The 14416-nt window shown below is 67.6% G+C and carries 12 protein-coding genes; 6 read left to right on the top strand and 6 right to left on the bottom strand.

Annotated elements, in window-relative coordinates:
• Positions 1-57 precede the first annotated feature (57 nt).
• Entirely contained in the window at positions 58-1332 is a 1275-nt protein-coding gene (gene yidC / locus BM394_RS16990; RefSeq protein ID WP_245780259.1) for a membrane protein insertase YidC, read from the top strand.
• Between the two features lie 141 nt (positions 1333-1473).
• Positions 1474-2277 carry a Bax inhibitor-1/YccA family protein gene (locus BM394_RS16995; protein ID WP_092979632.1) on the top strand — a complete coding sequence of 268 codons (804 nt, stop codon included), beginning with the start codon at positions 1474-1476 and terminating at the stop codon, positions 2275-2277.
• A 314-nt stretch (positions 2278-2591) separates the two neighbouring features.
• Here the strand turns inward: BM394_RS16995 and BM394_RS17000 are convergent, their stop codons facing one another.
• Both BM394_RS17000 and BM394_RS17005 read right to left on the bottom strand, forming a co-directional pair.
• Complete coding sequence (locus tag BM394_RS17000; protein ID WP_092979633.1) at positions 2592-3812, bottom strand: acetyl-CoA C-acetyltransferase; 1221 nt, start codon at positions 3810-3812, stop codon at positions 2592-2594.
• A gap of 507 nt (positions 3813-4319) precedes the next feature.
• Entirely contained in the window at positions 4320-5234 is a 915-nt protein-coding gene (locus tag BM394_RS17005; protein ID WP_092979634.1) for an SGNH/GDSL hydrolase family protein, read from the bottom strand.
• A 361-nt stretch (positions 5235-5595) separates the two neighbouring features.
• On the opposite strand from BM394_RS17005, the gene BM394_RS17010 reads away from it, so the two are divergent.
• The 3 genes from BM394_RS17010 (at position 5596) to BM394_RS17020 (ending at position 9977) form a co-directional block, all read left to right on the top strand.
• Positions 5596-6963, top strand: a complete 1368-nt coding sequence (locus BM394_RS17010; protein ID WP_092979635.1) for a cystathionine beta-synthase — start codon at positions 5596-5598, stop codon at positions 6961-6963.
• A 213-nt stretch (positions 6964-7176) separates the two neighbouring features.
• Complete coding sequence (locus tag BM394_RS17015; protein ID WP_092979636.1) at positions 7177-8640, top strand: RDD family protein; 1464 nt, start codon at positions 7177-7179, stop codon at positions 8638-8640.
• 197 nt (positions 8641-8837) lie between these two features.
• Complete coding sequence (locus tag BM394_RS17020; protein ID WP_092979637.1) at positions 8838-9977, top strand: cystathionine gamma-synthase; 1140 nt, start codon at positions 8838-8840, stop codon at positions 9975-9977.
• A 122-nt stretch (positions 9978-10099) separates the two neighbouring features.
• On the opposite strand, the gene BM394_RS17025 is transcribed toward BM394_RS17020, so the two are convergent.
• Together BM394_RS17025 and hppD are read right to left on the bottom strand one after the other, a co-directional pair.
• Positions 10100-10357 (bottom strand): hypothetical protein, encoded by a 258-nt coding sequence (locus BM394_RS17025; protein ID WP_175530143.1) that lies wholly within the window; start codon positions 10355-10357, stop codon positions 10100-10102.
• A gap of 605 nt (positions 10358-10962) precedes the next feature.
• Positions 10963-12108, bottom strand: coding sequence for a 4-hydroxyphenylpyruvate dioxygenase (gene hppD / locus BM394_RS17030; protein ID WP_207227682.1), 1146 nt, complete (start codon positions 12106-12108; stop codon positions 10963-10965).
• A gap of 228 nt (positions 12109-12336) precedes the next feature.
• On the opposite strand from hppD, the gene BM394_RS17035 reads away from it, so the two are divergent.
• Positions 12337-12828 carry an Lrp/AsnC family transcriptional regulator gene (locus BM394_RS17035; protein ID WP_092979639.1) on the top strand — a complete coding sequence of 164 codons (492 nt, stop codon included), beginning with the start codon at positions 12337-12339 and terminating at the stop codon, positions 12826-12828.
• Between the two features lie 259 nt (positions 12829-13087).
• On the opposite strand, the gene greA is transcribed toward BM394_RS17035, so the two are convergent.
• Both greA and BM394_RS17045 read right to left on the bottom strand, forming a co-directional pair.
• A complete protein-coding gene (gene greA / locus BM394_RS17040) occupies positions 13088-13576 on the bottom strand; it encodes a transcription elongation factor GreA (protein WP_175496626.1) in 489 nt (162 codons plus the stop codon).
• 177 nt (positions 13577-13753) lie between these two features.
• Entirely contained in the window at positions 13754-14221 is a 468-nt protein-coding gene (locus BM394_RS17045; RefSeq protein WP_092979640.1) for a DUF4307 domain-containing protein, read from the bottom strand.
• Positions 14222-14416 lie beyond the last annotated feature (195 nt).

The raw sequence follows: 14416 nt of genomic DNA on the forward strand, positions 1-14416 counted from the left end.
CGGGCGACGACCAGGAGTGAACGAGTGGAGCAATTCTTCGGCTTTATCCTCTACCCGGTGTCGTGGCTCCTCTGGGTCTGGCATCAGCTCTTCGGCGCCGTGTTCGGCCCGGATCAGGGCATCAGTTGGATACTCTCCGTCTTCTTCCTGGTGTTCACCCTGCGTGTGCTGCTGCTCAAGCCCGCGCTGAGCCAGATCCGCGCGGGGCGCAAGATGCAGAAGTTCGCCCCGCAGATGCAGAAGATCCGGGAGAAGTACAAGAACGACCGCCAGAAGATGGCGCAGGAGATGCAGAAGATGCAGTCCGAGCAGGGGGTCAACCCGCTCGGTGGTTGCCTTCCGGCGCTCGTGCAGATTCCGGTCTTTCTGAGCCTGTTCCACGTGCTGCGCGGGTTCGACCCCACTGAGGACAGCAACTTCGCCTTCGGCAGGGAGGGCGTCCAGTCCTTCGTCAACGCCGACATCTTCGGTGCCAAGCTCTCCAACTGGATCACCCAGTCCGAGCAGCAGTTGGAGCAGTTCGACACCACCCGCCCCGATATGATCATCGTGGGCATCCCGTTGATGATCGTCGCTTCGGTGGCCACCTACTTCACGATGCGAATGTCGATGAAGCGCCAGTCCGACGCGGCGATGGCCAATCCGCAGAGCGCGATGATGGGCAAGGTCATGATGTACCTCGCCCCGATCGGCGCCCTGGTCTCCGGCTGGTTCCTGCCGCTGGCGGTGCTGTTCTACTGGCTCGCCAACAACGTCTGGACCCTGGGGCAGCAGCACTTCCTCACCAACAAGGTGGACCGGGAGGAAGCGCGCCAGAAGGAGCAGGAGATCGCGGCCAAGAAGGAGGCCCCGCGCCCCAAGCCGGGACAGAAGCCGGATCGCGGCGGCAAGAAGGCTGTCGCGGAGCTCGACGAGGACGAGTCGGAGGAGGAGTCGGAGGAGGAGTCGCCCGACACCACGTCCGAGAACGGCACCAAGTCCGGTGATGGCTCCAAGACCGGCAGCGGCTCCAAATCCGGCGGTGGCTCCGCTGCCAAGAAGACGTCACAACGGACCAATGGTTCCAAGGCGGGGTCCAGTGCCAAGACCGGCTCCGGCTCCAAGACGGGCTCTGGTTCCAAATCCGGCTCCAAGTCCGGCTCCGGGAACGCGAAGTCGGCCGCGGGCGCCAAATCCGGTGGTGGTTCGGGCGGTGGCTCGGAGAACGGCGGCAAGTCCTCCGGCGGTTCCGGTGGTGGTTCGGGCAACAAGAAGGGCCAGCAGTCCAAGAGTCGTTCGGGTGGCTCTGGTAAGCAGTCGCCGGCGCAGCGGAGCCAGAAGAAGCGTCGCTGAAACCGTGACGTTCCCGAAACAGGTGAGGCACTGGGATCGGTGCCGCGATTGCGGGTAAAGTGCGTTTTACGTGGCCGGGAACCGATCACGGTTTCCGGCCGTTAATACGGGTGACGGCGCACGCACGCCCGGGAGGATGACTTGCGCACAAGCAGCAACCCTGCGTTCAAGAACCTGCCCAAGGGTGGGGGGTACGCGAACTTCAACTACGGCCAGCCCGCCGGTGCCTTCGGGACCGAGGGGCAGGCCCCCACCGCTCCGCAGCAGACCGGACGGCCGCTGTCGATCGACGACATCGTGACCAAGACGGCCACCACGCTGGCGATCACGATCGGTACCGGTGCGGCCACCTACATCATCGGTGGTGCCGCTTCCTGGGGACTGGCGCTCCCGGCGGCGATCGTCGGGTTCGTACTGGCGTTGGTCAACATCTTCAAGAAGAAGGTGAGCCCGGCGCTGGTCATCGCCTACGCCGCCGTCGAGGGTGTGTTCCTCGGCGCGGTGAGCCATCTGTTCGCCACGATGGTGAACAACCCGGCCATCATCATGCAGGCCATCGCGGGCACCATGGGTGTGTTCGGGGCCATGCTGGTGGTCTACAAGACCGGTGCGATCCGGGTTACCCCGAAGCTGACCAAGTGGGTCATCGGCGCGGCGGCGGGTGCCTTCACGCTGATGCTGGTCAACCTGGTCGCCGGTTTCTTCGTCGAGGGCGGCCTCGGCATCCGCAGCAGCGACGGCGGTCTGCTCGCCATCGGCTTCAGCCTGCTGTGCATCGGCATCGCCGCGTTCGTGTTCCTGCTGGACTTCGACGAGGCGGACCGCGCCATCAAGAGCGGTGTGGACGCCAGGTTCTCCTGGTACATCGCGTTCAGCCTGATGGTCACGCTGGTGTGGCTGTACCTGGAGATTCTGCGGTTGCTGTCCTACCTGCAGAACGACTAGCGGGACTTCGCCGGTCCGGTCCTCGTGGGTGCCCGTTCGATGCGATCGGCACGGTGCCCGCGAGTCCCGCCCGGCAGGAGTTCCGGCGACCACGCGGGAGCTCAGCAGAACTGGAGCGGCGCCCGTCCCTTCCGCATCGGCGGAGGACGGGCGCCGCTTTTCGTGACCGCGAACGGCACCGGTCGTGACCGCGAACGGCACCGGTCGTGACCGCGAACGGCACCGGTCGTGACCGCGAACGGCACCGGTAGCCGTTTCCGCGGCACGGCCCGGCGGCCGCGGCTCGCCCCGTGACGAGCCGCGCCCGTCAGTTGTCAGCTGAGCCGTTCCAGCACCATGGCCATTCCCTGACCACCGCCGACGCACATCGTCTCCAGCCCGAACTGCTTGTCGTGGTACCGCAGCGAGTTCAGCAGCGTGGTCGTGATCCGCGCGCCGGTCATGCCGAACGGGTGACCCACGGCGATGGCACCACCGTTGACGTTGAGCTTGTCCAACGGGATTCCCAGCTCCTGGTAGGACGGAATCACCTGGGCCGCGAACGCCTCGTTGATCTCGACGAGATCCATGTCACCGATGCCCATGCCCGCCCGGCCGAGCGCCTGCCGGGAGGCCTCCACCGGGCCCAGCCCCATGATCTCCGGGGAGAGCGCCGTCACGCCGGTGGAAACGATCCGGGCCAGCGGGGTCAGGCCGAGCTGTTCCGCCTTGCGGTCACTCATGATCACCAGCGCGGCCGCGCCGTCGTTGAGCGGGCAGGCGTTGCCCGCCGTGATCCGCCCGTCGGGACGGAACACCGGCTTGAGACCCGACACCGCGTCCTTGGTCACCCCGGCACGCGGGCTGTCGTCGGTGTCCACGACCGCTCCGGAGGGTGTGGTGACCGGAGTGATCTCCCGGGACCAGAACCCGTTCGCGGTGGCCTTCTCCGCGAGGTTCTGCGAACGCACCCCGAACTCGTCCATCTCGTCCCTGCCGATGCCCTTGGCGAGCGCCAGGTTCTCCGCCGTCTGACCCATCGGGATGTAGACGTCGGGGAGTTCGCCGAACTCCCGCGGGTCCACCCATTCGGCGGCGCCGTTCTCGGCGGTCTGCTGGGTGCGCTGCTGCGCCCGGTCGAACACCGGGTTGGCGGTGTCCGGCAGTGAATCCGAGTTCCCCTTCGCGAAGCGGGAAACCGCCTCCACACCCCCGCTGATGAACACGTCGCCCTCGCCCGCCTTGATGGCGTGCATGGCCATTCGGGTCGTCTGCAGGCTGGACGAGCAGTAGCGGGTGACCGTCGTTCCGGGCAGGTGGTCGTGGCCGAGCAGCGTGGCGACCACGCGTCCCATGTTGTAGCCCTGCTCGCCGCCGGGCAGTCCGCAGCCGAGCATCAGGTCGTCGATCTCGCCTGGATCGAGTTCGGGGACCTTGTCCAGCGCGGCCCGCACGATCTGTGCCGAGAGATCGTCCGGACGCATGTCCAGTAGTGATCCCTTGCCCGCGCGTCCGATGGGGGAGCGGGCGGTCGCGACGATGACTGCTTCGGTCATGGTGGGAACTCCTTCGCGGTCGCTGTGTTTGTTTCGGAACGATTCCCGTGACGTGTTCGAGCCACGCACGGTGGAATGTGCTCACCCTAGGGGCCTACCCGCTGTTCTCGCGGTGATAGCGCTCACAACAACGCCATACCGACTGGATGGTACGCCTGCACATCACCCGAAAACAGCTGACGAGGTCATGTCGGCGCGGTTTGCCGGGGTGGTGCTGTGGCGGAACCTCACGGGCCGTCTCGCTGCGGGATCCTCGACATCGAGTAGTTACTACGCCACGTCGAGGCTGTCCTCGCGAGACGACCCGTGAGAACCCGCTGCGGTGCCGACTGCGTGGGTGGTCGGGGTTCGGCCCGCGGGAGTGGTGGGAGTTCGGTTCGGGGCTCAGCGGCGCGGCGATTTCGTGGGAAATTTACGCCGCCCGAACGGGAACCGACCACGTTCCTGGACACCCCGCGTGCGCCGCTCCGGGGACCGGGGCGGTTCATGAGCGGGTGAGTTCCCGGCTCAGTTCTCGGCGCGGTGGCCCCATCGCAGGTTCAACCGGGCCACGAACCGGCGGGTCGGTCTGCGGGCCTCGACCGCCGCCGAACGGGCCGGAGCCTTGGGCACCGGCACACCGGCCCAGGCGCCGATCGCGTCGCACAGTGTCGGCAGCAGCAGTTCGGCGGCCATCTCGTACCCGGCGGCGGAGGGGTGGAACCGGTCCGGTCCGAACAGCTCCACCGGCCGGGTCAGGAACTCGGGGGAGAGCAGGTCGGCCAGCGGTACGGCATGACCTCCGGAACGTTCCACCGCCCGCCGCTGTTCGGTCGCCAGGGTGAGGCTCCTCCTGCGGACGACCGAACGCAGCGGCTGCGGGATGGGGCGGACCACTCCGAGGTCCGGACAGGTTCCCACGACCACCGCCACCCCCTCCTCGGTCAACCGGGCCACCCCCTGCTCCAGCAGTCCCGTGCTCGCGCTCACCGGTATGCGGGTAGTCACGTCGTTGGCGCCGATCAGCACCAGCGCCAACCGGGGCGGTCGCCGGAGCACCTCGTCGATCTGCGCCTCCAGCCCCCTCGTGGTCGAGCCCACGACCGCGTGCGTGCGCAACAGCACCGGGCGTTCCAGTTCCTCGGACAGCCCGCTCGCCAGCCGTACCCCGGGCAGCTCCGTCGCCACCTCGACGCCGAGCCCGGCGGCCGAGGAATCACCCAGCACGGCGAACTCCAGCGGCGGTATCGCGGCCCCCGCTCCGCCACCGAAATGTTCGGGACAGTACGTCCCGTCCGCGTTCAGGGGGCCGTTGCCGGGCGGGCCGATGACCCGCCTGGCGTATCTCGACTGTTCGTTGAGCAGGCCGTATGCCGCGCCGGACAGTCCGCCCACGGAAGCGGTGCCGACGGCGGCCAACCGCAGCAGTCGCGCAGCGATCATCGTTGCCTCCCCGACTCTCGCGGACGCCTCGGACACCGCTCTGCCGAATGGTCACTCCGTTCGGGCGAAGTCGCATGTCCGGGGAGCCCGGTTCCCGTCCGGTTGGGCTTGCCGAACCCGGAGAAGGTTCCGTAACCCGAATATCGTTCGTCACGAGCGAATGGTTAATGAGCGTCGAGCGGGCGAACGGGTGAAAATCGCCTGAACAACGGGTCCGCGCGGCTCGCGAATCACCTACCCCGCCGAGAGCGCGGTGCGGCCGATGGGGAGACTGCGGGTGGGCAGTTTTGGCCCCGGGAGAATTCGTGCGGATCCGCGGCGCGGCCGCACGGCACACGGTTGATACGAGGAAGGAACCGCCGTGGACTACGTGGAGCACGTGGCCGATCTTGTTGGTGACACACCGTTGGTGCGGCTGAACTCACTGACAAAGCCCGGGAACGCCCGGGTGCTGGTCAAAGTCGAATACTTCAATCCCGGCGGCAGCGTCAAGGACCGGATCGCCGAGCGCATGATCGAGGCCGCCGAGGAGTCGGGGGAACTCCCGCCGGGAGGCACCATCGTGGAGCCCACCTCGGGCAACACCGGTGTCGGGCTGGCTATGATCGCACAGCGCAAGGGCTACCGCTGCGTGTTCGTCTGCCCGGACAAGGTCAGCGAGGACAAGCGCAACGTCCTGGAGGCCTACGGTGCCGAGGTCGTCGTGTGCCCGACCGCGGTGCCACCCGAGCACGAGGACTCCTACTACAGCGTCTCCGACCGGCTGGCGGCGCAGGACGGCTACTGGAAACCCAACCAGTACGACAATCCCGCCAATCCCGAGTCGCACTACCACTCGACCGGTCCGGAGATCTGGAACCAGACCGAGGGGGGCGTGACGCACTTCGTCGCGGGGATCGGTACCGGTGGCACGATCTCCGGTATCGGGCGCTACCTCAAGGAGGTCTCGGAGGGGCGGGTCCGCATCGTCGGCGCCGATCCCGAGGGCTCGGTCTACTCCGGCGGACACGGGCGTCCCTACCTGGTCGAGGGCGTCGGCGAGGACTTCTGGCCGAACACCTACGACCGCGAGATCTGCGACGAGATCATCTCCGTCTCCGACGGGGACTCCTTCCGGATGACCAGGGAACTGGCTCGGCAGGAGGCGCTGCTGGTCGGGGGGTCCTGCGGCATGGCCGTGGTGGCGGCGCTGCGACTGGCGGAACGCGTCGATCCCGAGGACGTGATCGTGGTGATGCTGCCCGACAGCGGGCGCGGTTACCTCACCAAGGTCTTCAACGACTCCTGGATGGCCTCCTACGGATTCCTCCCCCCGGGGCACAGTGGCGGTTCGATCGGGGACGTCCTCCGGCGCAAGGACGGCACCATACCCGAACTGGTGCACGTACATCCGAACGAGACGGTCGCCGAGGCTGTGGCGATCCTTCGCGAGTTCAGCGTGTCCCAGATGCCGGTGGTAAAGGCCGAGCCCCCGGTCATGGCGGCCGAGGTCGCGGGCGCGATCAACGAGCGCGACCTGCTGGACGAGCTGTTCGCGGGCAGGGCCAACCTGGCCGACCGGGTCGAGACCCACATGTCGCCGCGGCTGCCCACGATCGGAGCCGGTGAGGACATCAACTCGGCCATGCGGGCGCTCAAGAACGCCGACGGTGCGATGGTGCTGGTCGACGGCAAACCGGCCGGAGTCGTCACCAGGCAGGACGTGCTCGCCTTCATCGCGGGGCGCTGACCGGAGTGCTTCCCGGCGGGTTGTTCGGATCGGGAACGACCGGTCACACGGCTCGGAGCGCCTCGTTCTCCCGGGCAACCCGCTTTCGGTGGATACGTGCTGTGCTGGGAATATCGAAGTGCTGTTACACGGTGACCCCTGCGTCCGAGTGTTGTCGGATACCGTAGGTCCCGTACACGCCCAGGTTCACGCCCAAGGGGGTAGGAAAACCCGATGAGCTCTCCGCAATCACCCGAAGGTGGTAACCAGGAGGAGCGGCAGCCGGATTCGTCCTTCGAACAGCAGTCCGGCAACGCCGAGGCCGACGCGTCCACCCCGGACTCGACACAGAAGATCTCCTCGCGGATGAATCCGCAGGAGACGGAGCAGCCGGAGAGCGGGCAACAGGGCGATCGGAGTTCCGGCGCGGATTCGACGCAGGTCGTCAATCCCGCGCAGGCCATGCAGCAGATGGAACAGTCCCCGCAGCCACAGCCACAGCAGGAGGGCGGGACCACCCAGGTCGTTCCGCCGTCCATGCAGCAGCCGCAGCCGATGTACGAACAACCCGGCCTGGGGGGACAGCCGTCCGGTGGTTTCGCGACGCAGCCGCCGAGTGCGCAACCACCCCAGATGCCGGGACAACCCGGTATGCCCGGGCAACCTCCCGGACAGCAGGCCATGCCGGGGCAGGTCCCCGGTCAGCCGCCGCAGATGCCCGGGCAGCAACCCGGTGGTCACCCGGGGATGCCCGGCACACCCAGCGGTGGGTTCCCGGCACAGCAGCCACCGCCGCCGGGACAGCCCGGGCCGTTCGGCGCGCCGCCGCAGCAGCCGGGGCAGCCGTCCGGTGGCACCCAGTCCGGGGCGGTCGTCCCGGTAGGACCTCCGGTGGAGTGGGGCGACCGCGCGAAGAGCTACCTCGTCGACGGCATCGCCCCCGGCGTGGTTTACGGCATCATCTACGCGATCGCCATGGCCATGGTGCTCGGTGGCACTGCCAGCAGCGTTTCCAGTGGCGGGACGAGCGGCGGTGGTGCCGCCGCGTTCGGCGGAATACTGATGTTCCTCGCCTCGCTCGGGCTGCTCGGCTTCATGATCTGGAACTCCGGTTACAAGCAGGGCACCACCGGGCAGTCCCTCGGCCGCGGCTACGCCAAGACCATGCTGATCAGCGAGGCCACCGGCAGGCCGGTCGGCTTCGGCTACGCCTTCCTGCGCCAGCTCTGCCACATCGTCGACGGCCTTCCGCTCGGCATCGGTTTCCTGGCGCCGCTGTGGGAACCCAAGAACCAGACCTGGGCCGACAAGATCATGAGCACGGTCGTCGTCCCCGCCGCTCCGGCCGGACCCGGTGGTCCCGGCGGCCAACCCGGTATGCCCGGCCAACCCGGCATGGCTCCCGGACAGCAGTACGCCCAGCCCTACGGCCAGCCCTATCCGGGGCAGCCCGGTCAGCCCATGCCAGGTCAGCCGATGCCCGGTCAACCCGCCCCGGGCCAGCAGCCCATGCCCGGTCAGCCGATGCCGGGGCAACCCATGCCCGGACAACAACCCGCACCGGGGCAGCCGCCGCAGCAGGGACCGCCCCAGCAAGGGCCCCCGCAGCAGGGTCAGCAGCCCATGCCCGGCCAGCCCTACGGTCCGCCACCCGGTGGGTACCCGCCCCAGCCGCCCGGACAGCCACCGCAGTGGTGAGTGGACCGTCGGCACCGATCCCAGTCGGCCCACTCCCGTAGTTCGCATGAGATTCGCGGGCGTGTCACTCCGTGCGCGGAGTGAGGGCGCCCGCGAATCTCGTTCCGCCACGGTCTCGGACCGGCGCGGTGTGTGGGCTCGTTCACCTCCCGTGAGCGCGTGCCGCATTCCGAAGGGCTACGAGTAGGGTTCCGGGCATGACCGACGGTTTCGCCACTCGCGCCATCCACGCGGGGCAGCACCCCGACAGTTCGACCGGCTCCGTGATTCCGCCGATTCACGCGACCTCGACCTACGCCCAGGACGGCGTCGGAAACCAGCGAGCGGGCTACGAGTACTCCCGCACCGGCAACCCCACCCGCACCACGCTGGAGGAGTGCCTGGCCGCGCTGGAATCGGGGCGCTACGCACGGGCCTTCTCCTCCGGGATGGCCGCCACCGACGCGGTGCTGCGCGGTGTGCTGCGTCCCGGTGATCACCTGGTCATCCCAGATGACGCCTACGGCGGGACGTTCCGCCTGATCGACAAGGTGTTGACCGGGTGGGGAGTCGACTACACCCCCGTCCGCGTGTCCGATGTGGACGAGGTTCGTGCGGCGATCCGGCACAACACCAAGGTCCTGTGGGTGGAGTCGCCCACCAACCCGCTGCTCAACATCGCCGATCTGGCCGCCCTGGCCGAGCTCGCGGCCGAGACCTCCACGCGACTCGTCGTGGACAACACGTTCGCCTCGCCCTACCTGCAGCAGCCGCTGTCGTTGGGGGCCGACGTGGTGGTGCACTCCACCACGAAGTACCTCGGCGGTCACTCCGATGTGGTCGGTGGTGCCGTGGTCACCTCCGACGAGGAGATCGCTTCCGGAATCGCGTTCCTGCAGAACACCGTGGGCGCGGTTCCCGGGCCGTTCGACGCGTGGCTCACACTGCGCGGCATCAAGACCCTGGCGGCGCGGATGGAGCAGCACAGCGCCAACGCGGCCAGGATCGCCGCGGCGTTGCGGGAACACCCCAAGGTCACCAGGGTGTTCTACCCTGGGCTTCCGGAACACCCCGGCCACGAGGTCGCGGCGCGGCAGATGCGGCTGTTCGGTGGGATGGTGTCGTTCACCCACGCCGACGGGGAACAGGCCGCCGTGGACGTCTGCGCCCGCACCCGGTTGTTCACCCTGGCCGAGTCACTGGGCGGGGTGGAGTCGTTGATCGAACACCCAGGCAGGATGACCCACGCGAGCACGGCGGGATCGCTGTTGCAGGTGCCCGCCGAGCTGGTCCGGGTCTCCGCGGGGATCGAGGACGTCGACGACCTGCTGCGGGACCTGCTCGCCGCCCTGGAGTGACGCCGCACCGCTGGGGCGGTGCGGCGCGGGCCGGGCGGTGTCAATTTCTCGCGAAATCGCCGCCTCGGTGGGTGGCACGGCACGGGGTTTCCGCCACGGCACGGGGTTTCCGCTACGGCCGTTCAGCTCTTGGCGCCTTCGACACTCCAGGACGGCGCCGGTGCGGCGGGCGTGGTTACCTCCTCCGGATTCACCGGCAGGTCCTCGCGGCCCACGCAGCCGCCCACCAGCCGAACGGCCTCACCGTTCGTCTCGTAGCTGCCGGGGTCGTCGCAACCGGAACTGACCACGGTGAACACGGCGACGGCGCACAGTACCGTCGCCGTTGTCAGTCCCGCGACCAGGGGTAGCGTGCCGGAAGAGGTACTCAGCCGTGGCATGGTGCCTCCAGGGGGCGGTATCGGTCGGTACGCTGACGACCCGGTCTTGGCGGTGTGGCGTCACCAAGCTTACCGAATCCGTTTTTCGAGTGGCGCGTTTCGAGTGAACGTCGCGATGCACTCGGTTACCGGTTTCCGGCGCGGGATTCGCGTGTGAACGGGTTCGCGGCGATTCGACCGTCCGCTTCGTACCGGCGGTTTCGTACCGGCGGTTTCGTGCCGGCGGTTTTATGCTGGCTGCTTCATGTCGGTCGGTTCGTGTCGCCGGTTCGCACTGACCGCTTCGGCTCGCATTGACGGTTTCGGCCGAAACACCGACGCCCGCCCCCGACCGAATCGTCGAGGACGGGCTCAATCGGTCATCACCCGACCTGAGACCGATGCTACTCACGTGACCGCCCTCTTCCGTGAGCAGCGATGCCGAAGCACTCGGTAGAGTGGCAACTTCAGCACTTCCGAGTGAAGTCGTTCGACCGTCGAGTGCTCGGTCACGAATCTCGCGAAACGTCATTCGTGTCGCCCGGCGTGTCGCACCGTTCGATTCGTGCCGCCCGCCACCGGCAACCGGTGGCGGGCGGCACGCGACGAGTGCGGGGCGAGCTCGATCAGAGGTTGCCGCGCAGTTCCTGCTCCCGCTCTATCGCCTGGAACAGCGCCTTGAAATTGCCGATACCGAACCCGAGCGAGCCGTGGCGTTCGATGAGTTCGAAGAACATCGTCGGGCGGTCCCCGATCGGTTTGGTGAAGATCTGCAGCAGATAGCCGTCCTCGTCCCGGTCCACCAGAATCCCGTGCTCCTTGAGCGTTTCGATGGGCAGCCGCACCTCACCGATCCGGGCGCGCAGCTGTGGATCGTCGTAGTAGGAGTCGGGAACCCCGAGGAACTCGACTCCCGCGGCGCGCATCGCGGTCACGCTGGCGATGATGTCGTTGGTGGCCAGCGCGATGTGCTGACACCCCGAATCGCCGTAGAACTCCAGGAACTCGTCTATCTGCGATTTCTTCCTGCCGACCGCGGGTTCGTTGAGCGGGAACTTGACCCGGTGGTTGCCGTTGGCCACGACCTTGCTCATCAGCGCCGAGTACTCGGTGGCGATGTCGTCACCGATGAACTCGGTCATGTTCACGAAGCCCATGACGCGGTTGTAGAACGACACCCACCGGTCCATCTCGCCCATCGGCACGTTGCCGACGCAGTGGTCGATCGCCTGGAACACCCGTTTCGGTGCTCCCTCCGGTTTGCGGTACCCGCTGTCCTTGGCGACGTAGCCGGGGAAGTACGGACCGGAGTACCCCGACCGGTCGATGAGGCTGTGCCTGGTCTGCCCGTAGGTGGCTATCGAGGCGTGGCGCACCGTGCCGTGCTCGTCGGAGACGTCCGTCGGCTCCTCCAGCACGGTGGCTCCCTGCTCCCGGGCGTGTGCCACGCACTTGTCGACATCGGTGACCTCCAGGGACAGGTCGCACACCCCGTCACCGTGCTCGCGGTGGTGGTCGGCCAGCGAGCTGTCGGGGTCGACCGCGCCCTTGAGCACGAACCGCGCCGAACCGGACTTGAGCACGTAGGCCCGGTGGTCGCGGTGGCCGGTTTCCGGTCCCCGGTAGGCGATCAGCTTCATGCCCAGTGCGCTCTGGTAGAACACCGCGCTCTGCGTCGCGTTTCCCGAGATGAACACGACCGCGTCCATGGCTCTGACCGGGAACGGGTCCCGGTCCGGGTCGTGCGGGACCAGGCCGACCAGTTGCTTCATCTGCTCGAACGTCACGTCGTCACGTTCGGCGGTCCCGGTGCTTTGGTTGGCGGTCTCGGTCACGGTGTCCTCCCGCTGACTGCGAACTCGATGCGTACGCAAGCCTGCGAGTGCCGCGCACCCTGCGCAACAGGAGGCTTCACGGCTGTACAACCTGCTCGACTCGTGGTCGGTTGGTAGGGGGGCGACTGCTCACCCTGTATCACCGAAAGATGTTTGGAGCGTGCTGTGACCACCACTTCGGGTGACGAGTCGCTGGACGAGTTGGACGCGCGCCTGCTGCTGTTGCTCTCGGACGAGCCCCGCCTGCCGGTGCTGGAGTGCTCCCGCCGGCTGGGCGTGGCGCGTGGCACGGTGCAGGCCCGCATGGACCGGATGATCCGCCACGGGATACTGCGCGGTTTTCCACCGGAACTGGATCTCGCCGCCGTGGGATACGGGCTGACCGCGTTCGCGGTGCTGGAGATCGCTCAGGGGCAGCGCGGTTCGGTGGCCGAGCAGCTGTCCGCGATAGACGAGGTCTGCGAAGTACACGCCACCACCGGACAGGGTGATCTGTTCGTGCGCATGGTCGCGCGGTCCAACGACGACCTGCAGCGCGTCATCGACCGGGTGGTGGCGGTAACCGGTGTGTTGCGCACTTCCACTTCCATCGCACTGTCCACACCGGTGCCTCCCCGCGTGCGCCCGTTGCTGGAGCGCCTGGCCGATTCCGAGTGACCGATCCGGGGCCGCTGCTCGAGGTGTCCCGCGACGCGGCGGGGCAACCCGCTCACGTGCCGATGTCCGTGCGGCGAGCGAGCCGCTCCGCGATGTGTTCCGGGAGGGGTTCGCGACGGGGAGGACCCGCCGAACCGAAGTTAACCGCCCCTGCGCCGGGGCGGTTGATGGTCGTTACCCGATGTCGCGGCCCCGGAACGAGAGCCGATGGGAGGTTCCGCCGAGCGAGCAACCCGTCGATCAGACCGGAAAACCTCGATCAGCCCTGGAACGGCTCCGCCTTGATCAGTGTCACCTGCATCTTGCCGCCGTTGGGCAGGTCGTACTCGCAGACGTCGCCCTCGGCGGCGTCCAGCAGAGCCTTGCCGAGCGGCGAGCTGGGGGAATAGACCTCCAGATCACCGTGGGCGCCTTCCTCGCGGTTGGCGAGCAGGAATTTCTCCTCCTCGTTCTCGCCCTCGAACCGCACGGTCAGCACCGAGCCGGGACGTGCCACACCGGACTCGGTCGGAACGTCGCCGACCTTGGCGTTGCGCAGCAACTCCTGCAGCTGGCGGATACGTCCTTCCAGCTGGCCCTGCTCCTCGCGCGCGGCGTGGTATCCGCCGTTCTCCTTGAGGTCGCCCTCTTCGCGAGCTTCGTTGATCTTCGCAGCGATCGCCGGGCGCTCGGCCACGAGCTCGTCCAGCTCACCCTTGAGCCGGTCGTAAGCATCTTGGGTCAGCCAGGTCGCCTGGGTATCGCTCACGGTCACCACTCCTCGTCGACTGCGGTTCCGCGTTCCGCGGACCGATAGCTTTCGCACTCCGAAGAGTTCGGAATGGAAAAACACGGCCCGTGCGGGGCCGTGCTGGTAGCGACAATAACACGAGTAAAGGGGTGTTGTGGGGTATTCAGCCGGTACCACCGGAGTGACGTGGCGAGTTCACCCGGATGGCCGTGCACCCTCCCGGAGATAATTCGGCACATCGTAGGAACAGCCGAAAACCTCACCGGTAACCGGCTGCTCCGAGGTCCGCAGTACCGTCTCGACGTGGGTGGTCGTCTCCCCGGGTGGAAGATAGACCTCCTTGCGTCCCGCCTCCTTGCCCGAGATCCCACGGGAACGCACCACGCATTCCGCCGGCTCGGAGGGGTCGTCGCGACGCACCTCCAGCGTGATGTGCACGGTGTTGTCGTCGCGGAGGTCGAACTGGGAGGCCTTGCCGTCGATGGGGGCGCTTCCGAAGTTCCGGTAGCCCGCGACCGCGAGCACGATCCCGAGTGCCAGTACCAGCGCGCTCCCCAGCCACAACGGCCATCGCCGGTCGCGTCCGGAACCGCGCCTGCCGTACCTGCCCTCGGGAACCCCGTTGCCCGTTCCGGGCGAACCTGGCTCGGATGAACTCGTCACGGTCTCAGCCTCTCGACCTCTCCGGTGGTTCTTCCCCGCCGCGGTCCGTTCTCCTCCGCAGGGGGCTGCCGCCGGTCGACATCGACGTTCGGGAACAATGGAAAGCGACCTGCGGTTGAGTATCCCTGGGGCGTACCGCCCGGAGTTCGCGGGGGCGGTACAGGTGTCGACAGCCAGACGGGAAGGGAATACCGG

The organism is Actinopolyspora lacussalsi subsp. righensis (assembly GCF_900116555.1).
GTDB lineage: Bacteria > Actinomycetota > Actinomycetes > Mycobacteriales > Pseudonocardiaceae > Actinopolyspora > Actinopolyspora lacussalsi.